General features: G+C 51.0%; 16 protein-coding genes. 4 read left to right on the top strand and 12 right to left on the bottom strand.

Going from position 1 to position 20600, the window contains the following annotated elements:
- Positions 1-61: 61 nt before the first annotated feature.
- From BUB30_RS33150 to recG, 9 genes are all read right to left on the bottom strand, one after another.
- Positions 62-2977, bottom strand: coding sequence for a DEAD/DEAH box helicase (locus BUB30_RS33150; RefSeq protein ID WP_073143128.1), 2916 nt, complete (start codon positions 2975-2977; stop codon positions 62-64).
- A gap of 122 nt (positions 2978-3099) precedes the next feature.
- A complete protein-coding gene (gene hutF, locus BUB30_RS33145; protein WP_073143126.1) occupies positions 3100-4461 on the bottom strand; it encodes a formimidoylglutamate deiminase in 1362 nt (453 codons plus the stop codon).
- Positions 4458-5273 (bottom strand): N-formylglutamate amidohydrolase, encoded by an 816-nt coding sequence (locus BUB30_RS33140; RefSeq protein ID WP_073143125.1) that lies wholly within the window; start codon positions 5271-5273, stop codon positions 4458-4460. Before BUB30_RS33140 ends, hutF begins: the two co-directional genes overlap by 4 nt.
- Before the next feature lie 57 nt (positions 5274-5330).
- Complete coding sequence (locus tag BUB30_RS33135) at positions 5331-6611, bottom strand: glycoside hydrolase family 3 protein (protein ID WP_084138529.1); 1281 nt, start codon at positions 6609-6611, stop codon at positions 5331-5333.
- A complete protein-coding gene (locus BUB30_RS33130; protein WP_073143121.1) occupies positions 6598-7893 on the bottom strand; it encodes a D-alanyl-D-alanine carboxypeptidase/D-alanyl-D-alanine-endopeptidase in 1296 nt (431 codons plus the stop codon). Before BUB30_RS33130 ends, BUB30_RS33135 begins: the two co-directional genes overlap by 14 nt.
- A gap of 3 nt (positions 7894-7896) precedes the next feature.
- The gene (locus tag BUB30_RS33125) at positions 7897-8412 is read right to left on the bottom strand and encodes a DinB family protein (protein ID WP_073143120.1); all 516 of its coding nucleotides are present in this window, start codon (positions 8410-8412) and stop codon (positions 7897-7899) included.
- Between the two features lie 31 nt (positions 8413-8443).
- Positions 8444-11113, bottom strand: coding sequence for a PAS domain S-box protein (locus tag BUB30_RS33120; protein WP_073143118.1), 2670 nt, complete (start codon positions 11111-11113; stop codon positions 8444-8446).
- Positions 11114-11307: 194 nt separating this feature from the next.
- Positions 11308-14097: a triple tyrosine motif-containing protein gene (locus BUB30_RS33115; RefSeq protein WP_073143117.1), complete on the bottom strand. Its 2790-nt coding sequence runs from the start codon at positions 14095-14097 to the stop codon at positions 11308-11310.
- Positions 14098-14159: 62 nt separating this feature from the next.
- The gene (gene recG, locus BUB30_RS33110) at positions 14160-16253 is read right to left on the bottom strand and encodes an ATP-dependent DNA helicase RecG (RefSeq protein ID WP_073143115.1); all 2094 of its coding nucleotides are present in this window, start codon (positions 16251-16253) and stop codon (positions 14160-14162) included.
- A gap of 144 nt (positions 16254-16397) precedes the next feature.
- On the opposite strand from recG, the gene BUB30_RS33105 reads away from it, so the two are divergent.
- A complete protein-coding gene (locus BUB30_RS33105; protein ID WP_073143114.1) occupies positions 16398-16664 on the top strand; it encodes a hypothetical protein in 267 nt (88 codons plus the stop codon).
- Here BUB30_RS33105 and BUB30_RS33100 read toward each other — a convergent pair.
- Both BUB30_RS33100 and BUB30_RS33095 read right to left on the bottom strand, forming a co-directional pair.
- Positions 16661-17053, bottom strand: coding sequence for a VOC family protein (locus tag BUB30_RS33100; protein WP_073143112.1), 393 nt, complete (start codon positions 17051-17053; stop codon positions 16661-16663). The two genes, BUB30_RS33105 and BUB30_RS33100, sit on opposite strands and share 4 nt — an antisense overlap.
- Entirely contained in the window at positions 17050-17997 is a 948-nt protein-coding gene (locus tag BUB30_RS33095) for an NAD(P)H-dependent flavin oxidoreductase (protein WP_073143110.1), read from the bottom strand. The genes BUB30_RS33100 and BUB30_RS33095 overlap by 4 nt, the downstream gene beginning before the upstream one ends.
- A 349-nt stretch (positions 17998-18346) precedes the next feature.
- Between BUB30_RS33095 and BUB30_RS33090 the strand changes: the two genes are divergently transcribed.
- The 3 genes from BUB30_RS33090 to BUB30_RS33080 all read left to right on the top strand — a co-directional run bounded on the left by BUB30_RS33090 (position 18347) and on the right by BUB30_RS33080 (position 20294).
- Positions 18347-18817 carry a TlpA disulfide reductase family protein gene (locus tag BUB30_RS33090; protein WP_073143108.1) on the top strand — a complete coding sequence of 157 codons (471 nt, stop codon included), beginning with the start codon at positions 18347-18349 and terminating at the stop codon, positions 18815-18817.
- Between the two features lie 15 nt (positions 18818-18832).
- Positions 18833-19444: a thioredoxin family protein gene (locus tag BUB30_RS33085; RefSeq protein WP_073143106.1), complete on the top strand. Its 612-nt coding sequence runs from the start codon at positions 18833-18835 to the stop codon at positions 19442-19444.
- A 466-nt stretch (positions 19445-19910) separates the two neighbouring features.
- A complete protein-coding gene (locus tag BUB30_RS33080) occupies positions 19911-20294 on the top strand; it encodes a hypothetical protein (RefSeq protein WP_143165183.1) in 384 nt (127 codons plus the stop codon).
- 4 nt (positions 20295-20298) lie between these two features.
- Here BUB30_RS33080 and BUB30_RS33075 read toward each other — a convergent pair whose 3' ends face one another.
- The gene (locus BUB30_RS33075; protein ID WP_073143103.1) at positions 20299-20586 is read right to left on the bottom strand and encodes a hypothetical protein; all 288 of its coding nucleotides are present in this window, start codon (positions 20584-20586) and stop codon (positions 20299-20301) included.
- Positions 20587-20600: the final 14 nt, after the last annotated feature.

Genomic DNA, 20600 nt, shown 5'->3' with positions numbered 1-20600 from the left:
AATTACAAGAATGAGATGAGCGTAATTTCTCATCTCATTTTTTTTGCCGTTAAGTTTTGCCTTAGCCAAACAAGAACTCCACGTCCTCGCGCGAAAGGTTCTTTACAAAACCGGAATCTTCCTGGATCAGATCATCGGCCAACATTTTCTTGCGTTCTTGCAGCTGAAGAATTTTTTCCTCCACCGTATCCTTGCAGATCATTTTATAAGCAAACACTTTCCGTGTTTGCCCAATGCGGTGCGCACGGTCGATGGCTTGTTGCTCGGACGCCGGGTTCCACCACGGATCGACGAGGTATACATAGTCGGCCACGGTGAGGTTGAGCCCTACGCCACCGGCTTTGAGAGAGATGAGAAACGCTTTGATCGTGCTGTCGGATTGAAATTTCTCCACCTGTTCCCGGCGATTGTTCAGCGACGTGCTTCCATCCAGATAGCAGTAAGAAATGCCGGCCGCTTCAAATTCGTCGCGGATCAGGTGCAGCATTTCCGTGAATTGTGAGAAGACGAGGAATTTGTGATCACCGGCGTTCTCTCGCATTTCGCGTGTCAGCTCTTCGATTTTCACCGACGGTTTTACGGGCTCTTCCGATTTTTCAACCAATGCCGGGTGATCGCAGATCTGGCGGAGTCTTAGCAGACCTTCCAAAACATATACCCCCGATTTACCCAATCCTTCTTCATCGATCCGCTTCATGAGCGTGCTCTTGTAACGATCGCGGTAGTCGTTGTAGATGCGGCGTTGCTCGGCTTCCATGGTGCACCAGAGCACCATCACGGTTTTGTCGGGCAGGTCCTTGGCCACTTGCTCCTTGGTGCGGCGCAGGGTGAAGGGGTTGATGAGTTTTCTTAAGTAGGTTGTTTTTTCTTTGCTGCCCAGTTTATCGATGGGAATGGCAAACTCACGATTAAAAAATTCGCGCGTCCCCAACAGACCGGGATTCAGAAAATTAAATTGTGCAAAGAGATCCGACGTATTGTTTTGAATGGGCGTTCCGCTCAGGATCACGCGGTTCACCGCCTGCAATTGGATCACCGCTTTCGTGACCCGCGCGTCAGGATTTTTTATGGCCTGGCTCTCGTCCAGGATAATGTATTGCCACAAAAAGCCTGTCAGATCATCGAGGTCGTTGCGCACGACGCCATAGGTAGTGAGCACCACATCGTAGTCGGCAAAGTGTGTTTCGGTGAAGCTGCGTTGCAGACCGTAGTGTGTGTGAAATTTTATGCTGGGACAAAATTTTTGCAATTCATTTTCCCAGTTGAAGATCAATGATGTGGGACACACCACCAATTGCGTGCTACCGGGATATTTTTCTTTTACGAATTGTAAAAAGGAAATGGTCTGCAGTGTTTTCCCCAAGCCCATGTCGTCGGCCAGGCATCCACCCCAGCTCAACTCATCCAACGCCTGCAACCAATGAAAGCCCGACAACTGGTAGGGCCGCAACGACGCCTTTATTTCAGTGGACAACGGCACTTTTTGAATGTCGTCGTATTTCAGGAGTTTCTGTTTCCGGGCTTCGATGTCCTGCTGGACGGTGTTATCGTCTATTTTATCCAGGATGTCTTCCAGCAGCGTGTAGTGCAGCTTGCTCACTTTCAGTGTGCCGTTCTCTTCCGTGCCAGTGCGCAACAGCAGGCTGTATTGACTGATCCATTCTTCCGGGATGTGGCCCAACGTTCCATCCTCCAGCATGATGGTGTCCTGCCGGTTTAGGATGGCGTGACGGATTTCCTTCAGGCTCACCGTATGTTCCCCCCATTGGATGGTCACTTTCAAATCGAAACCATCGGGTTGCGAGGAAGCCGAAATCGTAAACTTTGGAATATGGGTGGTGTATCTGAATTTCTGCAGCTCATGCAACCCGTGAACGCCATAGCCCTGGTCCTGCACTTTGCGCATCATGGTGATGAACCACCCGCGTTTCATCACTTCATCAAAAGGAAGATAATAATAAAGGTTGTTGCGCTGATTCTTGAAGGAATTGTGAAGCGTGCGCAAATATTCATAGAGCCCCTTCTCCTGTTCCTTGTTGCGACGAATGATCTTGATGGCCTCACCCTCCTCGGTCACCACGAAACGCTCTTCGCTGTAGTCGATGGGCGTTTCGGCATAGAGGAATTGCGGGCGGATCATCAGGTTGCTCTCGTTCAATTCGCTGAGAAAAACGCCCGGCTGCTGTTCGGGTGTGGTGATAGCGATGTTCAATTTGTCATCGATGGCCACCGGGTACTTGTCCAGCCACGGAAGAATGTATTTCGTGACGATTTCTTTTTTGATGGACAGCGGAAACGAAAGGGCTCCTTTCTTGAACGTGTCGATCCACGCCAGTGTCTGCGCGTCGGGTGGCAGGTAGAGCAGGCCGTCTTTTTCCAGCAAAAATCCACCCAACAGGTTCAGGGGGGATACGCGACCGTCCAAGGCCAGCACGAGGTTCAACACGATCGCATCGCCTTTGCGATCAGCCGTAAACCGTATAGCCACCTCGTTGCCAAGCTTGACGAATTGTTGTTGATTGTTATTGAAGCGTCCCGCTTTTAGAATGAATAGGTTGGGCCAGGCATTTAATGCCGGCCAAAGTTTTTCCAGTAGGTCGCGGTAGTGTTTGCGCAGGTTCACCAACTCCTTGGCTGAAACATGGGCCCAGGTTCCGGAATGGTTTCGGATGAACCGGTTGCCCGTGTTGGTCATCCAATCCAATAGGCGGTCATCTGAAAACGCCAGGAAATCTTTGTACAGTGTATCCTCCAGCGGCTGCAGGTAGGCCAGTGCGCGGTCCGATTGCAGGGAAATTCTTTTGTATTCGGTATAGGGTCCTCTTTTAAAAAGGAGCACCGGTTCCAGGTCAAAGCGCGTGGATTTTCCGGAAGCAAAGTTGAATAAAAAACCAATCTCGTAGTCGATCACCGTACCCACGGGCAGCGTGGGGCGCACCGCTGGTTTGGGTTGATCAAACGCATCATCAAAAAGCATTCTCCGTCGTTTCGTGTGGGTGGCAAATATAACAATATGCGGGTGTGCCGGGAAGCCTTCCGGGAAAACCAACCGCCGCATTTACGGATTCGCGCGCCAGGATGAAAAAGCGTCCTGTTGAACTAAAAAGAAAGGTTTTTCAGGGCTCCGCGAAAGGGCGCGCGGATGCTCTCCTGCTGCAAATGGACGTGATTTTTTACGCGCCATTTTCCGTTCACCAGGGTGCCTAAAAGGGCGGATGCATCGCTGGTGTATAAAATGGAGGGTAGCATATGATCCAGTCCTCGTTCAAGGAAGGGATTCGCTGCGTCGAAGACCGCCGCGTCAAAAGGAGCGTGTAGCGCAAAGAAATCTTTTACAGGCGACGCGGTCATGGCGCGGCGGCCACCTTCCAGCGTTTTTGTCATCAGCTTTGTTGCACCGTCGTCAAACGTGTTGCGCTGGTGGGTGGTGAGCCGTTGGGCATAGTCCATCCAACGGAGATCTTCCAGCGGGTTTAAGCTGATGTGGCTGTCGGTGCCGATAGACCAGTTTCCACCGGCGCGCGCATAGTCGGTCAATCTGAAAATGCCATCCCCAAGATTGCCCTCCGTGCCAGGGCACAACACCACCTGCGCGCCGGACCTGGCCAGTGCCAAGACCTCTTCATCGTTCATGTGCGTGCAGTGAACGATGTGAAAGCGTTCGTTCAACGGAAGATTTTCCGTGAGCCATTGCACCGGGCGTTTTTTTAGATAGGCCTCACAATCGGAAACCTCCTTGCGTTGTTCTGCGGCGTGAAGATGGAAGGGAATGTTGGTCGGACCGTCTTTGAAAGTATTGATCACATCTTCCGCATTCACGGCACGAAGCGAATGCACGCCAAATCCAAGCTTTGCATTTTCGTCGTTTTTTACGGCGGCCGCGGAGTCGTCGAGTAGGTGAAGGTAGTCGTCGAGGGTCGCTGAAATAAAACGGCGCTGCCGGGGTTGAGGCGGTTCTCCGAAATTTCCTTTTTGATAAAATACAGGCACCAGGGTTATTTTGATGCCGGCCGTTTTTGCTGCTGCAATCAAGCGCTCGCCGGTTTCGGCCCAATTCGAATAGGGTTTTCCAGAAGGGTCGTGGTGCAAATAATGAAATTCCGCCACGCTGGTGTATCCCTTGCGGAGCATTTCCGCATAAAGCATCGCCGCCACTGCTTCAATCTGCGCAGGGTCAAGGCTCAATGCACATTTATACATCGCCTCGCGCCAGCTCCAAAAATCGTCGCGTGACCCGGGTTCATGTTTCTCGGCCATGCCGGCCATGGCAAACTGAAAGGCATGCGAATGCGCATTTTGAAATCCCGGCAACGCATAACCATTCACCGTTTCAAAGGCAACAACCTCCACGGGCGGTTGCTCCGACAAGTATTGGATCAACCCGGCATCATCCACGCCAACATAGGCAGGCGACAGCCAGCCCTTACTCAACAACAAGCCTTTGAATTTAAAATACTTCATGTGCCTTTTTTCGGTTGAAGATAGTCAGCCAACGCGGTCAAGGTGCTCTTCAGCAACGTTCGCATTTCGCCGGCGCGTTCGTCGTGGTACGATCGTTCGGTGTCGTCCATGTATTTGATCTTGCTCATCTCCAACTGAAGCGCGTGTTGGTTCTCCAGGGGTTTCCCATTGTTTCGCGTAATGTATCCGCCCTTGAATGGGAAATTGTGACTCACCGAATACTTGGCGGATCCCAATTGTTTATACGCCCGCTCAATGAGCGCCGGCGCTGCCGCGGCACCGTCAGCATCGCCGAGAATGAGGTCGGGGAATTTTTCTTTATAGATCGTTGGTACGTACTGTCTGATGGAGTGGCAATCCCACAACAATACTTTTCCAAAGGTCGCCTTCAATTCCTGCAATTGTTTTTGAAGGGCGTTGTGGTAGGGCCAAAAATAGGTTTGCAATCTTCGTTCGGTTTCTTCCGCGGCCACTTCTTTTCGTTGATCCTTGTAAAGCGGTTCACCCAAAAAAATTGTTGTCGGACAAAGGCCGGTGATGATCCGTCCGTCGGTGTAGAGCGGCTTATCCTGGGGATCGCGATTGAGATCGATCACCCACCGGCTATACACGGCCGTGATCATGGTGATGCCGAGTGATGGCGCGAAATCGTAAAGTTTGTTCACAAACCAATCTGTATCATCCGGCGCCTCGATGAGGTCCGGACGGTACTGGTCCTTTAGCTCCGCCGGAAAGGCTGTGCCGCAATGGGGCACGCTCACCAGGATGGGAACGAGCGGGGCTGTGGCGGGGTGAATGACAAACGGTTCCATTTTCTTTTCTAAAAAATAACAATGCTGTTTCGCTAGTGTTTCAGACGAACCAGGGCATCAGGATTTTTTGCGTTTCTTTTTCTTTGAAGAGCCCGCTTGTTCTGCTTCCTGTTTGCCTTCTTGCTTGCCCTTCTGATACATCGCTTCGGCGTTTTGTTTGGCCAGATTTTTCTCGGTCTCCAACGCAACGTTTGCCTTTTCAACCTGCTGCTGATAGTATGCGGCACGATCGCCCTGGCTCAGCTGTTTTTTAAGTTTGATCACGCGGCGGTAGCTCTCCTCAATTCTTTCTCGCTTGATGTCACCTTTTTCGACCATGGTGCGAATGATGGAGTGCACTTTGTTTACCGTGCGCTCATCGCTTCCTGAAATGTTGTTGGAAAACGTCATGATGTCAACGCCTCCGTTCACGGCCAACTTGATGGCATCTTCCAGTCCGTAGTGTTTGGTGATGGCGTGCATCTGCATGTCGTCCGTGAAAATGACCCCGTCAAAATTCAGACGCTGGCGCAACACACCGGTCAGGATGTCGGCAGAGAGAGTGCCGGGGTTGCCGGCTTTGTCCAGTTTTTTGTTCACAATATGCGACGTCATCACGGCGTCGGCGTAGCCGGAGTCGATCAGGATCTGGTAGGGTTTCAGTTCGCGTTCTTCCCAAGTGTTGGTCACGTCGGCAATGCCCAGGTGCGTGTCGTCCTTGGAGCTGCCGTGTCCCGGGAAATGTTTCAGCGATGTCAGCACGCCATAGCGGTGATGCATTTTTATAAATTCTTTTGCCATCACGGCCACGGAATCTTCGTTGGCGGAAAATGCGCGGCCATATTTTGCAATGATGGGGTTGTCGGGGTTGGAAGCCAAATCCACCACCGGCGCAAAGTTGATGTTGATTCCCAACCCGGCCAACGTCGAGGCTGTGGCTTCCCCATAAAACCGCACCGAGTCCAGGGAAGGCGATTTGCCCATGGCCCAGGCCGTGATGGATCGGGGAAATCCGTATTTGTCCTTGAGCCGGTTCACCCGCCCACCTTCCTGGTCAATGCCGATAAACAGCGGATAGGGTGAGGCCTTCTGATAGGTCCAGATAATTTTCTTCAGCTCGACAAACGAGTTCTTGGCAGGGATATTCTTCTCAAACAAAATGATCGAACCCACCATCCCGCGACGCACTTCGTCCAGCACTTTCTCGTCAACCGCCGGCCCCGGAAAGCCAATGAGGATCATTTGCCCGATCTTGATATCGAGACTGTCGGGCGTCTGTGCCGGCGACAGGGTTCTGCCCAACATTAAAATTGAGCAGCAAAAAATGGTTTTGAAGATCGGGAGGTTAGTAGTTCTCATAAATTAAATTCAGGATTGTCTGCATATTTTTTCGCACTTCGCTGGAGGCCACCGTGAAGTCGCTGTTCATGAACGAGAAGATCACGGTTTTTCCCCGCTTTGTCACCAGGAAACCGCTGAGGCAATGAACGTTGCTCAGCGAACCTGTTTTTCCAAAAACATAAGGCTTGTCGGCCTTGTACCAATTGCGCAATGTGCCGGGCTTGCCACCGGTGGCCAGCATCGGAAAGAGTCTTTCGCGCGGCACTTTGGCATAGATCTTCTCCCACAGCTGCACCACCGAATGGGGTGTAAATAAATTATAGCGCGAAAGCCCCGAGCCATCCACCCACTCGGGTTCGTTCGACAGGTCTTTTAGCGCATTTTTTTTCATGTAGCGAATAGCAATTTCCGGCTGCAAGCTATCGCTGAGCACACCTGCGCTCATCATCAGCAACTGCTCGGCAATGAAATTGTCGCTTTGCTGCATCATCACCCGGTAGGCGCTGTCGACGGGCATGCTATACAACACCCGGGCATTTTTGGCGAGCGTCTTGTTCACAGTCGTTACCGCTCTTTTCAATGTATCCGCCAGCAGTCTCGACACAAGGTCGGCATCTGCGCGGAAAGGAATGTCGTCTTCGAAGCTTCCTTTTGGAGAGGGGTAAAATTTAAAATCGTTGCTTTCTACTTTTCGGATCACCTTGGCTTCTTCCTCCACATCGCCCGTCGTAAAGCTGTTTTTGAAAAATGGTGGTTGAAGATCGAGGCGGTTGCTTTTCGTCTTCACGGCCACCAGGTTGCCATAGACGGGAAACGAAAAGCGTTCGGCGGAATACGCGCTATTATAATCGTCCCACGCCCACCCCAAACCAAAGGTGGTTGTATAAAAATTTGATCCCGAAAAATAGAGGTTCTTGCCGGACTGTTTCAAGAAATTAAAGACCCGGCCGTTGTCGAAAACATTTTTGTAGAGGAACGTTGGATCGCCCGTTCCCCAAAAAATAAGCGAGTCTGCTGTTTCCACATAACGCAACGCGGGCAGGGAATCGCCCAGCAAGGTCAGGCTGGTATAGAAGGTGAAGATTTTTGTGTTGGAGGCCGGCGTGAAATATTTATCGGCATTAAAAGCATAGACGCTCTTTTTTTCTTCCAGGTCATACAGCATGAATCCCGTGTGATCATGAAAGTTTGTTTCAGTCCCCAGAAACAACTTGTCCAGTTTGCGCGGGGCCAGCGGCGAGCAGGAGAAAAGAAATCCCAGGGCTCCAAACGTGAAAACATAGCGCAGAAAGGTTCGCATGCGCTAGTGGGCCAGGTAGCGTTCCGTGAGCACTTTCCGGTGATGGGTTTCGTGCCCGGAAATAATGTAGCCTAGCGTCAACACACTCATCGGCATGTTACTCGCCGTGCCCTTGCGATCCAGCATGGCCGGTGTAAAGTTTGCGAACAGATCGATCGTGGTTTGGCGTAGCGTTTCCATTTCCCGGACAAGGCTGGCCAGGGTGCGGGCTGCCGCATTGGCCTCGGGGGCGTAACTGTTCTCATCAAATCCGGGTAGCGCCGTGCTGTCGTTACGGGCAAAACGAAGGGCACGGTAGGCGAAGATCCGCTCGGCGTCCATCATGTGGCACAACATTTCTTTGATGGTCCACTTGCCTTCGGCGTAGGCATAAGCGCCCTTTTCTTCGGGGAGTGAACGTATGATGGAAAGAAACTTCACGCTGGAGTCTTTCAATGCCGCCATCATGTCCTGGTCTTTCACATTTTCAACGTAGTGTTTGAAGGCTGTCGGAACAGCTTGCAGGTCGGGTTTTGTCATACGGTCAAAAATAAGGAAGAATACACATTTTTCATGCGGGCATGTTCGGTAAAGTAATTTTGATCCGGGTGCCCTTGCCATACTCACTTTTCATGTCGATCGTGCCCCCCAATTTCTCGATGGCCTGCTTCACAATATACATGCCCAAACCCGAGCCCTGCGACCGGTCGGTGGCCCGGTAGAACATGTTGAAGATCTTGGTCAGGTGTTCGGGTTTTATACCGATGCCATTGTCCTGAAAATCGATCCGGGCCTGTGTGGCTGTGATCTCCATCTTGATGGACAGAAAACTCTCGGCTTCCGGGTTGAAATATTTATAGGCATTGGAAATGATGTTGCTGAAAATGATGTTCACCCGCAGCGGGTCACTCCGGAACGACGCGTCGCCTTTCACCTGGAGGGTGGTGCGCACAGCCTTGAAATTGTCGAGATATTCCAACTCGCGAATACAATTTTGCGCGACGGCCTTCAGGTCAATGTTTTCCGGGGCCACCTCCACGCGGTTCACCCGCGCATAGTCCAGCATGGAACGGATAAATTCGTCAAGCTTCTTGATGCGTCCCTCGATTTTGCTCAGGTAGTTGTCGCGACTGGCTTCGTCCTTGTCGAGGTTGGCCAGGTTCACCAGGCCCATAATGGACGCCAGCGGCGAACGCAAATCGTGGGAGGTTTTGTACATGAGCTGATCCAATTCAAAGTTGCGCTCCGAGAGTTCCTCCAGCGTGGCCTTCAATTCTTCCTCCTGGGCGGCCAGCTGGAAGTTCTGTTGCATCAGTTCTTCGTTCAAGGTCTTGAGTTGCGCTTCTATTCGTTTTCGTTCGGTCACGTTGCGGATAAAAACCGCTACCCCCGAAATGGTTTTGTCGCTGCCATAAATGGGATTGAATGAGCTTTCCCACATGGTTTTGTCTGGCATGGCGCCTTCTGAGGAAAACTGCTCGCCTTTCATGGCCCGTATAAGATTGCGCCGCAACCCTTTTGTGATGTCGGGTGTCGATTTCATGATGTCCAACAAGTTGTCGCCCACCTTCAGGTCCTTGTTGACCATCCGCTTCACGGCCTCGGCATGCGACCGGTTGAAGACCAGGTAACGGTATTTTCGGTCAACCGCCAAGATCCTGTCGGCCGTGCTTTCAATCACACCCTGCATGTTGGCGTGTATGGATTGAATGATGCCCTCGAACCGCTTGCGTTCCGTAATGTCCTTTACAAAAACAGCAACGCCCCTCACCCGCCCATGGTCGTCGCGAATGGGATTGTAGGTCGTTTGTATGTAGCCCTTGTACTTTGGATAATGGAGGTAATGCTCGGACATAAAAATCGTGCCCGCCATCGCCTTCATGATCTCGTCTTTGATCCATGGGGCATCGGACGAACCCTTCAGTTGTTTGATCTTGTTGGTACCCGCCTTTATGTCGGCCCCATACAACAACTTCATGATCCGTTTGTGATTGTCGTTAAAAGCGAGATAGCAAAAATCATTGTCAACGGCATAGATGGATTCGCGTGTGCTTTCCATAATGCCTTGCAGGTTGGCGTTGAGCTGACTTATTTTTTCCTGCACCCGGTTGGTGGCCGTGATGTCGGTTATAAAGCCGATAACAAACTTCTCGCCCTTCTCGCTCACATAACGCGACTTCACCGTAAGCAAATCGCGCACGCCTTCCTTGGCCGAAGTGATACGCTCCTGGTTGACAATGGTCTTCCCGGTTTTCAGCACCTGGTTGTCGATGTCCCAAAAAACCTTGGCTTCTTCCCTGGGCACAAAGTCGCGATCGGTTTTGCCGATCATCTCTTTGGGTGAGCGGCCCACCAGTTCGCTAAATTTTTCGTTCATCATCACCCAACGGTGTTTTTCGTCCTTCACAAAAAGCGGCGCGGCCACCGTGGCGATCACGTTGTTCAAGAACGTGCGCGATTCAATCAGGTCGGCTTCGGCTTTTTTCTCGCGCGTAATATCGCGCAAAGTGCCCACCAGGTGATCGTCTTTGCCCTCGTGTTGCAACAGATTCACATTGAGAACCCCCAAAAATTTTTCGCCGTTTTTACGGCGGAAGGTGACTTCCACATTTTTTAGCCTGCCCGTTTGCATCAGCTCGCGGCGAACCTTCTGACGCTGTCCTTCATCCGCATACAATTTCGACGGCTTCATGGCCAGCACCTCTGCCGCCGACGCATAGCCCATGATTTTTATGAACGCGTCGTTCACGTAAATAAAACACTCGTTCACGATGCCCATGAAAATTCCTTCCGACACGTTCCGGTTTATGGTCATCAACAACTCCTGGTTTTGGCGTGCCTTTTCTTCGGCGTTTTTCCGCTCGGACACATCACGGAAGTTCGACACAACACCCCGGATATCGGGGAGATGCGTGAAGTTGGTGAGTGTGGATTCAGCCCAAATGAAGTGGCCTTTTTTGTGCCGTAGACGTTCCAGGATCGTAACGCTTTTACCCGGTTTCTTCAGGAGATCCGTAAAGGCCCGCGTGGCCCGCTTCACATCTTCGGGATGGACAAATTCTTTACCCGACCTTCCCAACAGCTCGGCCTCTTTGTAGCCCGCGATCTTGCGCACGCTGGAAGACGCAAATTTGATCTTGCCCTTCACGTCATATAGAACAATGCCTTCGTGGGCATTTTCGATCAAGGCCTTAAAGCTCTGGGTGGTCAACTCACCGGTATGGTTGGGCTTTGGTTTCATGCAAGCGCTTATCCCTACCGGAGAACGGTCTTCACCATGTTAAAAATGCTTTTGAGTGCAGGGGAAACAGCCGCTTGAGTGAGTAGAAAAAAACGGGCGTTACAGGCATGACATGGCGAAGGTGCTGGCGCGGGCATAGAAGGATTAAGACATCTCATAGACGTTGGCGATTGTAGTCCCTGAAATTACCAAAATTAATTCTCTTCTTGCTTCTCCTCCACCGTCACGGGAGCCTTGGGTGAAACAAAACGATGCAGGGCCGTCTTGGCACCCAACGATCTCAACATAAGTTTACGAAGGTATCCCTCCACCGGCAAAATCAGGAAGGCCACCAGCACCTGCATGAAGAAGTCCTTCACGGGACTGGTCCGCGTTTCGAAAGTCTCACCAATAACGGTCTGGATAAATTGGATCAACAAAATAATGGTGAGCAACGACAGCACCCGGCTGATGAACCGGTAGCGTGTGCTCAACCGGAACGATAACAGCACCAACGACGCAAACAAAGCGAATTCCAACGCATAGAACCACGGCCGCTTCCAATACGGGGGCAACACCTCGAACGAGACCAACGGCAGGTCCTTCACCTTCCCAAAAATGTCCTTCGCCTGGGCCAGCAGGGTGTAGTCGCCTGCGGGCAAGTAGGGGAAGTCGATCATGTTATAACTGCTGGACCATTCTGACCATCCTTTCTCCAATCCCAAAAGTTGGTAGCGATATTCCACCGACTCGGAACCCAGGTAGTCGGGTTGAACGATCTCAAAAGAAACCGAGCTCTTTTCCTGGTCCAGCTCCATCATACCCGCCCGCGAAACCTTTCGCTTGTCGTTTCGAATCGACTTCAACAAAAGCGGATAGCCCGGCTCATAGGGCGTGAACTTCTCGCCGAAAAATTTATAAAGCTCGTTGTTGCCGGTGATGAGCCACAGGTTGTCGGAGGTTTGGTCCGATGCGATGAAGCGGAGGTCGCTAAACAAGTTGAGCAGATCCAGGTTGCTCTGGCCGGGATGCTGGCCAAATAAATTCCAGCGATGCGCATCGCGAAACCAAATGTCGTTGTCGCCGGCAAAATACCGGAGGGGTTTAGCCAGCGTGTCGATCGGCGCAAACGCCTGGTGAGCCCGGTCGTATTTGAAAAATCCCTGGGAGTTGATTGCCACCACTTCGTTCTTCCGGAAGATTCCAGCGGTCCCATCGAAGTTCGGATTGTTCACGGGTATTGACTGAATGGTTTTGATCTGTTGATCTTCAACCTCCACCCGGTGCATCTTGTCCAGGCCGCACAGCCAAAATTCATGATCGGCCCCCTTAAAAATATGGATCACCGGCTCGTCCAGGGGATTCAACATGCCCGAGGTCTGCCAGCCTTCTTCACCCAACACCAACGTCCAGATCTCGTCCTTATAGTTTGATATGAAAAGCATTTTTTCATCGGCCGCGTAAAAGACGGAGCGCACAGGCTCCTCCACCAGGGGCCACGCCCGGAGACCGGTCACTTCGTAGGCCCCGCCTAGCCCGGCAGCCACCAGTTGTTCGCCCACCTGCTCCAGGCTGGTGATCTTGGCGTCGATGCCTTCCACTTTTTTATACACGTAACGGGCACTGCGAAGTACTTTCTCGACTTTTTTTATCCGCTGATAAGCGGGCTTTGAGGCCGGATTCGTGTTGGCCTGCGAGGTCGCTTCCGGTTGGTCGGGCACCGTAACGGCCGCGTCGGCTTTAGCTTCCGGGGTTGGTTTGGACTCCACTCTTTTCCGCTTCAGAAACCACAGAAAGCCCTTTTTCTTGGACTGTGCCTCAACCACCGGGGGCTTTGTTTCTTCCGTGATAGGTCCCGATTGAGGGACCGTTTCTTTTTTGATTTCCTTTTTGACCTCTTTTTTTACCGGTTCCTTCAGGATATAATCGTAATGCACAATCTCCTCAAAAACCTCCTCTTTTTGCAGGGCGTACAGCCCCAGCGACGTGCCCACATAGACCTGGTCTCCTAAAGAAAGGGCACATAATAAATTACCCTTCAACCCATCATAATGACTAAAAGAACGGAATGGCAGGTAGGGCGACACCCGGGTAAACCCATATTCATGGGCCAACCAAATGCTCTGACTTTTGTCGTTCATCAGCGCATATACCTCGTTGTCCGGAAGTCCGGTTGAATAGTTGATGATCTCCTGGGTTTTTCCCGAAGCCGCATGGACAAAGACCAATCCTCCGCGCAACGTACCCAGGGCAATCAGGTCCCGGTTCACCCACGTGCCGCTCACCAACACGCTTGCCGTGATATACGGCTGATCTTCCAGGACCATCTCGCGTGGTCTGAGATCTTCGCCACAGAGATACAATTTGTTATTGGCCAGGCCCACGATATACATGTTTTGATAGGCCGAGGAAAACAAAATTTCATCGTCGTTCGAAAATCCCAGGGTGGTGGCCACCAGGTGATTCCCATCCGCCTTCAAAATACCCTGGTCGGTGTTGAGATAAATGGAGCCGAAGATCTCCGTCATGCCCGTAAAGGACCCGCTCGTTGCCGTGGCCTGTAATCGCACGGGTTTCTTTTCCTCTCTGTGCATGTACAAAGCCTCGTCGGTGAGAAAGTAAACCTTGTCTTTTACTACCAGGCATTGGTACACATCCTTTACTTCGGGCCGTGACCAGGTTTTCAGTTGCAGAAATCCATTTTCGTCGGCCTGCAGCTTGCCGTAGCCATCGGCGCCGGCCCAGTACATGTCGCCGGCGGCATTTATTTGAAGGGAATATACCGCGCCTTTGCCGGGAATAAGATTCCAATTGCGTCCGTCGAACTCCAGCACGCCGCTGCGCGTGGCAAAATACATGAGGCCCTGCTCGGTTTGCACCATGGCAAAACAGACGTTGTCATACTTTTTTTCCGAGGGAGAAAAGTGCGAGAGGAAGTAGTTTCCGGTTTGTCCGAAGAGATTAAAAAAACCGGTAAGCAGAAAAGCTAAAAAAAAATAACGCATGGGTCCAGGCTACAACCAAAGTTAGCGAAAGCAGGGGGTCAAAGCAAAATGGCTCCGAGGGGTTAGCTGATGCGGCTCCAATTCATAGCCGAGGGCCTTCGGGACTCTATCTGCGTTTTCACGACGCTGTGTTCCGGTTTCTCCAACTCCGGGTCATCCTTCAACAGCTTGATGGCCTCTTCCCGGGCCGTTTGCAGGAGCGGACCGTCTTTGCCCAAATCGGCAATAAGCAAGTCCAGCACGCCGCTTTGTTGCGTGCCCATCAGGTCGCCGGGACCACGCAGCTTCAGATCGGTTTCGGCGATGTCGAAACCATTGTTGGTCTTCACCATGGTTTGCAGCCGCACTTTAGAATCGGCGCTCAATTTCACATCCGTCATCAGGATACAATACGATTGCTCCGCCCCACGCCCCACCCGACCCCGAAGCTGGTGCAGCTGCGAGAGCCCGAAGCGTTCCGCATTCTCGATCACCATCACCGACGCATTGGGAACATCCACCCCCACCTCGATCACCGTCGTCGCCACCATCATCTTCGTTTCGCCGCTGGCAAAGCGTTTCATTTCATAGTCCTTGGCTTCGGGCTTCATCTTGCCATGAAGGATGCTGACGGCATAGTCGGGGAAAGCCCGGCTCACGCTTTCGTAGCCATCCATGAGGTGTTTCAGATCCAGCTTTTCCGACTCGTCGATCAAGGGATATACAATATAGACTTGGCGCCCGGCCTCCACCTGGTCGCGCAGAAATTGGTTCACTTGCAAGCGGTGGGCATCGAACTTGTGGATAGTCTTAATGGGTTTGCGACCCGCGGGCAATTCATCGATCACCGAAATATCCAGGTCGCCATACAACGTCATGGCCAGTGTACGCGGAATGGGGGTGGCCGTCATCACCAGCACGTGGGGATAGACCGATTCATTTTTTTGCCACAGCTTCGATCGCTGTGCCACGCCAAATCGATGTTGTTCGTCGACGATCGACAAGCCCAGGTTTCTGAACTGCACTTCTTCCTCCAACAACGCGTGCGTGCCGATCAGTATTTTTAAGTCCCCATTTTGAAGCGCCTCGTGAATTTTTTTTCGCTCAGCCTTCTTGGTCGAACCGGTGAGCAACGCTATGGGTATGCTCATCTTGTCGGCATAGCGCTGCAACCCTTTGTAGTGCTGCTGCGCCAGGATCTCGGTAGGCGCCATCAACGCACATTGGGCCCCGGAGCTGACCGCCACCAGCATGCAGATAAAACCCACAATGGTTTTGCCGCTGCCCACGTCGCCTTGTAACAGGCGATTCATTTGCTGACCCGATTTCAGATCGGCATAGATTTCCTTGATCACCTTCTTCTGCGCGTTGGTCAGCGGAAAAGGAAGGTGTTCGTGATAGAACTTCGTCAGCAAGGTGGCGTCCTGGAACACCTGCCCTTTCATCTTTTCCTGGCGGATGAGTTTCATCTTCAACAACCGCAGTTGAACATAGAAGAGCTCTTCGAATTTCAAACGTTGCCGGGCCTGGGCCAACAGTTCGTGGCTTTTGGGAAAATGGATGTTGAGCAGCGCATCTTTCTTGGGAATGAGATGGTTGGCCTTCTGTATGCTCAACGGCAAAGTCTCGCGTATCCGGTTCTCTGCTAACGTTGCCAGCTGCTGCATGATCCGTGACAATGTCTTGCTATCGATCTTCCGCGTCCGCAGCTTTTCCGACAAAGGGTATACCGGGTGAAGGAAGCCTCCGTTCTCGTTGCTGACCGTGAGGGGCTCTACTTCAGGGTGGGCAATGCTAAAGAAATTGCCAAAGCGCGCGGGTTTGCCAAACGCTACATAGGCTGCCCCGGGTTTCAGTTTATCGTTTATCCAATTTATGCCCTGGAACCAAACCAATTCCATCTCTCCGCTATCATCCGCGAAGTAGCCTACCAAACGTTTCTTAAATCCGGTCCCTACCAACTCTTTACCCTTCAACACACCCTTGATCTGAACGAAGGGCATATCTTCATTCAGCTCTTTTATGGTATAAAATTTCGTTCGGTCCTCATATCGAAAGGGATAATGTTGAATGAGGTCGCCATAGGTAAAGATCTGCAGCTCTTTGTTAAGCAGCGCGGCACGTTGAGGCCCTACTCCTTTGAGGTATTCTATAGACGTATCAAAAAATCCAGTCATGGAGTAAATAGGTCGTTAGACAAAAATTCAAAATATAATGACTTGAAACATGCCCCCTCTGAATTTTTTCTGTATTAAATTCGCGTCTCGATTAAACTAATGGTTACCAAAACTGTTTAAGTGTCATCAAAGAATCGTGCAGCTATGAAAGTTAAATCGACAATTTACAAGGGGATTGAGTACGTTCAGATCAATGCCCTCCCGAAAGAGCAAATGGACTCGTTGATGAAAACGATCAACCGTGAGCTTTTGATTAAGATACTGATCGACGACAAGTTGGTAGGCAACTGCCTCCAATTCAAAGACTACGAATCTTGGTTCGACCTGGTTTACGCCTCCGAGAAACCAGCCGCTACAAAAGCAGTCAAAGAAAAGGAAAAGGCGCTCGAAGCCGAGCCGGTAAGCCTTTAGTCCCAGATGCCCGAATCGGGCAACACTTCTAAAATGTTTCCAGCAGGGTCGTGAAAATAGAACGATTCCTTGCCACTGCTCCAGATCACTTCGTCGATGATGGTGATCCCTTTCCCTTTGATCTCCGCTTTCGTCCGCTCATAGTCTTCTTTCGGCACTTCAAATGCAAAATGCTGCCGGCCTTCGCCGTAATGGGCTGGTGGACTTTTTTTTGTTTTTGAATCATCCGGGTTGAAGCACAGCAACACGGAGCCACCGGCACGAAGAAAAAGATGCTTGCCCGGCAGATAACTGATAACAGGGAGACCCAACACGTCGTGATAAAAATTCCTGGCCACCTCCAGGTCGTGTACGTAAAGACACGTTTCCTTGATCTTGACAATATTCATGAGCAGATCGATTTTTTGAGCGAGTCATATTCCTCCCAAACACTCTGCACGATCCCGGCGGCCGTTTCGATTTTTTTCAGCGCCGCGCTCACCTGGCCAATCTCCAATTCACCTTCGTCCAGGTCGCCTTCAAAGATACCGGTTTTCGAACGGCGTTTCCCCAAAAGTCCATCCAGCTCTTCCTTGGACGCACCGCGCCATTCGGCTTCCTGAACCTTCTGGTAAAATTTGTTTTTGATCAACCTCACCGGCGTGAGCTGTTTCAACGTCACCACCGTGTCGCCCTCGTTACTTTGGATGATCCTTTGTTTGAAATTTTCGTGCGCCGAAGATTCCACGCTCACGGCAAAGCGGCTCCCGATCTGAACACCCTCCGCCCCCAACACCTCGGCCGCCAGCATGGTGCGTCCCGATCCAATACCGCCCGCAGCAATCAACGGAATAGAAATCGCGTCGCGCACCATGGGGATAAGCACCAGGGTGGTGGTCTCTTCCCGGCCATTGTGTCCCCCCGCTTCAAAACCTTCGGCCACCACGGCGTCCACCCCGGCTTGCTGGGCCTTGAGGGCAAACTTCACGCTCGACACAACGTGCACGACCGTGATGCCCCGCTCTTTTAAAAAGGCAGTCCACAAGGTTGGGTTTCCGGCGGAGGTGAAGACGATGCGCACCTTCTCCTCAACAATGATGGCCATGATCCGGTCCATTTCCGGGTACAACAACGGCACGTTGACCCCAAACGGGCGGTCCGTGGCTTGCTTACATTTTTGAATATGCTCCTGCAAGATCTCTGGCCGCATAGACCCAGCGCCAATAATGCCCAGTCCCCCGGCGTTGCTCACGGCCGAGGCCAGCCTCCAGCCGCTGCACCAGACCATCCCAGCCTGGATAATGGGGTATTGAATGTTGAAAAGTTCTGTAACGCGGTTTGAAAAGTCCTTCATATTTGGTGTGAAAAAATGTGAATCGGATACGTAATTTTTGCTAGGCCATTGAATATCTGAAAATTAGAAATAACGCGTGTTGCACCACTCGCTTTTTTAGGCCCTTTAAGTTGTCCACAAAGAATTGATTAACTATATCCATCGTAAATTACTGTCCTTCAGCAGTTTAATCGTTAATATCCAGGTAATGTGGATAAGTGAAGTTTTTTGTGGAAATCTTTTTGTCTCCTTTTTGTTGATTTCTAAGTACCTGAATTCTAATGTTTTTCTATATTTTCCGCCCAAAATATTACACGGGTTTCTGGTAACATTTTTGCAACCACTGCCCTGTAATTCAGTTGATAACAACATGCGAAAACCCGTCTTCCTACTTTGCCTCTTCCTTGCCTCGGCGGCTTCTGCCCAACAGGCAAATGTGATAAAATTCGATAAACTCCAGGCCCTCATCGACGCCAAAAGCGACCAGGTTCAGGTCATTAACTTTTGGGCCACCTGGTGCGCGCCCTGCGTGAAGGAACTCCCGCTGCTGGAGAAACTCAATGCCGCCAACGACCCCACCGTGAAGGTCACGCTCATCAACCTTGACTTTGCCGACAAGCTCGACAAAGTAAACGCCTTCATCGCCCGCAAAAACATGAAGACCGATGTGTTGTTATTAGACGAAATAGACTACAACACCTGGATCGACAAGGTGGATAAGTCATGGGGAGGCGCCATACCAGCCACCCTCATCATCAACCCCAAAAACGGTCGTCGAAAATTCCTGGACAAAGAGCTGCAGGAAGGCGATCTTGAAAAGCTAATAGCAGAAGTAAAATAAAAATCCACGTTCCCCATGAAAACAAAAATGCAATCCCTGGTGATGTTGATCTGCGCAGGCATTTTGTTTGCCGGTAGCACCACGTCCTACCAACTCGGCGATAGCGTATCGGATTTCAAACTGAAAAATGTTGATGGCAAAATGGTATCCCTTTCCGACTATAAAAGCGGCAAGGGCGTGATCATTATTTTCGATTGCAATACCTGTCCCTACTCGCGCGCCTACAACGACCGCATCATCGGCCTCAACAAAAAATATGCATCCCAAGGTTTTCCCGTAGTGGCCATCAACCCGAACGACCCAGCACAATCGCCCGGCGATTCGTTTGATGAAATGGCAGCGGTTGCAAAAAAGAAGCACTATGATTTCCCCTACCTCCAAGACCTTTCACAGGAAGTAGCCCACGCGTTCGGCGCCTCCAACACACCCCACGTTTTCGTTTTGAAAAAAGACGGCAGCGACTTTAAAGTAGCCTACATCGGCACGATCGATAACAACACGCGTGATGCCTCAGCAGCCGACAAGAAATATGTTGAGGACGCGGTGAATGCACTGTTAGAAAACAAGCCCGTTGCAACACCAAAAACAAAGGCTATCGGATGCGGTATCCGGTGGAAAAATTCTTAGCGGCGCCGAAATAAAAATTTCTTAGCAAAAGCAAGGTCCCTAACGACGCATTCAAAACAGTCATCAGAGTTTGACGCAAAACACAAATCTCATCTGGGGTTTTTACTTCGCTGCACTCTTACTGACAGTACTGAGTGGACTGATCTTCGGATTTGCCGACTCCCATACTGCACCGGTCCCTTTTTTACTGGGGTCCTTTTTCATTTTTATTGGGCTATCCTGGGGAGCGACCGACTTGATTACATTCTTGCTAAGAAAAACGGGTAGCTCCAAAACGTTTCTCGCTCACTTGGGCGGACTGGTCGTTAACGCGCTACTTGTCTTCTACATTCTCTCTTAAAATCCATCCCACGAATCAGTGATGGATTCTATTGCTGAATAAAAAGTTTCATTTTCTGAGCGAAATAAAAAATATTTCGCATAGCCTTCCCGCAAACGGTGGCACGGAGCTTGCGTTTATAAGAATATGAGAAGGTTGATTTTGTTGTTGCTGCTCGCGTCGGGATCCTCGGCGTTGGCATATGATTCCGGCATCGCCGTTCAAACAGAAAAAGGAACCACCATGCAGGTGTACGTGAACGGAAAGCTGTATAATAAACAACCCGGAAAGTTTGTGCGCGTGCGCAGTGCGCCTGGTCTCTTCCACTTGGAAGTGAAAGTCCTCAATCCCTGGAACAAGCAATGGTACCTGGTGCGAAAAGATATTCGCGTCGACAAGGGTTTTGAGTTTCAGTACAAGGTTGTGTTTGTAAACAAAACGAGACCCGAGCTTCGGAAAATAAATCAATATCCGGTGTACTCCCGGTATTTTCTAAACCCGAGCCTGTACAACAAACATCCCATCACATAGACGTTCAGATTTTTCGCGACCGGCTGATCAACACGATGATGATGGCAATGAGCACGATGGTAAGCGTGTGCACGTGAAAAAATCCAAAAGGCCAGTGCCCATTGAAGGCCCAGCTGAAGAGACCGCCGATCAATCCACCGATCGCTCCAATCACACCGCCAATGATCCCGACGACGCCACCAATCAGACCGACGATGAGGCCAAAAAGGCCACCCGCTATGCCCACCCAGATGGGAAAAGTGAATACGATCAATAAAACAACGACAACAGTGGTGGTGCTTCGCGATTCCATAGGTTTGAATTTTG

This window comes from Chryseolinea serpens, from assembly GCF_900129725.1.
GTDB classification, from domain to species: domain Bacteria; phylum Bacteroidota; class Bacteroidia; order Cytophagales; family Cyclobacteriaceae; genus Chryseolinea; species Chryseolinea serpens.
This window is presented reverse-complemented; position numbering and strand designations above follow the sequence as displayed.

Bases quoted from the DNA above. Each gene is read 5' to 3' on its own strand.
- BUB30_RS33150 (WP_073143128.1), bottom strand. From the start codon at position 2,977: ATGCTTTTTGATGATGCGTTTGATCAACCCAAACCAGCGGTGCGCCCC.
- hutF (WP_073143126.1), bottom strand. From the start codon at position 4,461: ATGAAGTATTTTAAATTCAAAGGCTTGTTGTTGAGTAAGGGCTGGCTG.
- BUB30_RS33140 (WP_073143125.1), bottom strand. From the start codon at position 5,273: ATGGAACCGTTTGTCATTCACCCCGCCACAGCCCCGCTCGTTCCCATC.
- BUB30_RS33135 (WP_084138529.1), bottom strand. From the start codon at position 6,611: ATGAGAACTACTAACCTCCCGATCTTCAAAACCATTTTTTGCTGCTCA.
- BUB30_RS33130 (WP_073143121.1), bottom strand. From the start codon at position 7,893: ATGCGAACCTTTCTGCGCTATGTTTTCACGTTTGGAGCCCTGGGATTT.
- BUB30_RS33125 (WP_073143120.1), bottom strand. From the start codon at position 8,412: ATGACAAAACCCGACCTGCAAGCTGTTCCGACAGCCTTCAAACACTAC.
- BUB30_RS33120 (WP_073143118.1), bottom strand. From the start codon at position 11,113: ATGAAACCAAAGCCCAACCATACCGGTGAGTTGACCACCCAGAGCTTT.
- BUB30_RS33115 (WP_073143117.1), bottom strand. From the start codon at position 14,097: ATGCGTTATTTTTTTTTAGCTTTTCTGCTTACCGGTTTTTTTAATCTC.
- recG (WP_073143115.1), bottom strand. From the start codon at position 16,253: ATGACTGGATTTTTTGATACGTCTATAGAATACCTCAAAGGAGTAGGG.
- BUB30_RS33105 (WP_073143114.1), top strand. From the start codon at position 16,398: ATGAAAGTTAAATCGACAATTTACAAGGGGATTGAGTACGTTCAGATC.
- BUB30_RS33100 (WP_073143112.1), bottom strand. From the start codon at position 17,053: ATGAATATTGTCAAGATCAAGGAAACGTGTCTTTACGTACACGACCTG.
- BUB30_RS33095 (WP_073143110.1), bottom strand. From the start codon at position 17,997: ATGAAGGACTTTTCAAACCGCGTTACAGAACTTTTCAACATTCAATAC.
- BUB30_RS33090 (WP_073143108.1), top strand. From the start codon at position 18,347: ATGCGAAAACCCGTCTTCCTACTTTGCCTCTTCCTTGCCTCGGCGGCT.
- BUB30_RS33085 (WP_073143106.1), top strand. From the start codon at position 18,833: ATGAAAACAAAAATGCAATCCCTGGTGATGTTGATCTGCGCAGGCATT.
- BUB30_RS33080 (WP_143165183.1), top strand. From the start codon at position 19,911: ATGAGAAGGTTGATTTTGTTGTTGCTGCTCGCGTCGGGATCCTCGGCG.
- BUB30_RS33075 (WP_073143103.1), bottom strand. From the start codon at position 20,586: ATGGAATCGCGAAGCACCACCACTGTTGTCGTTGTTTTATTGATCGTA.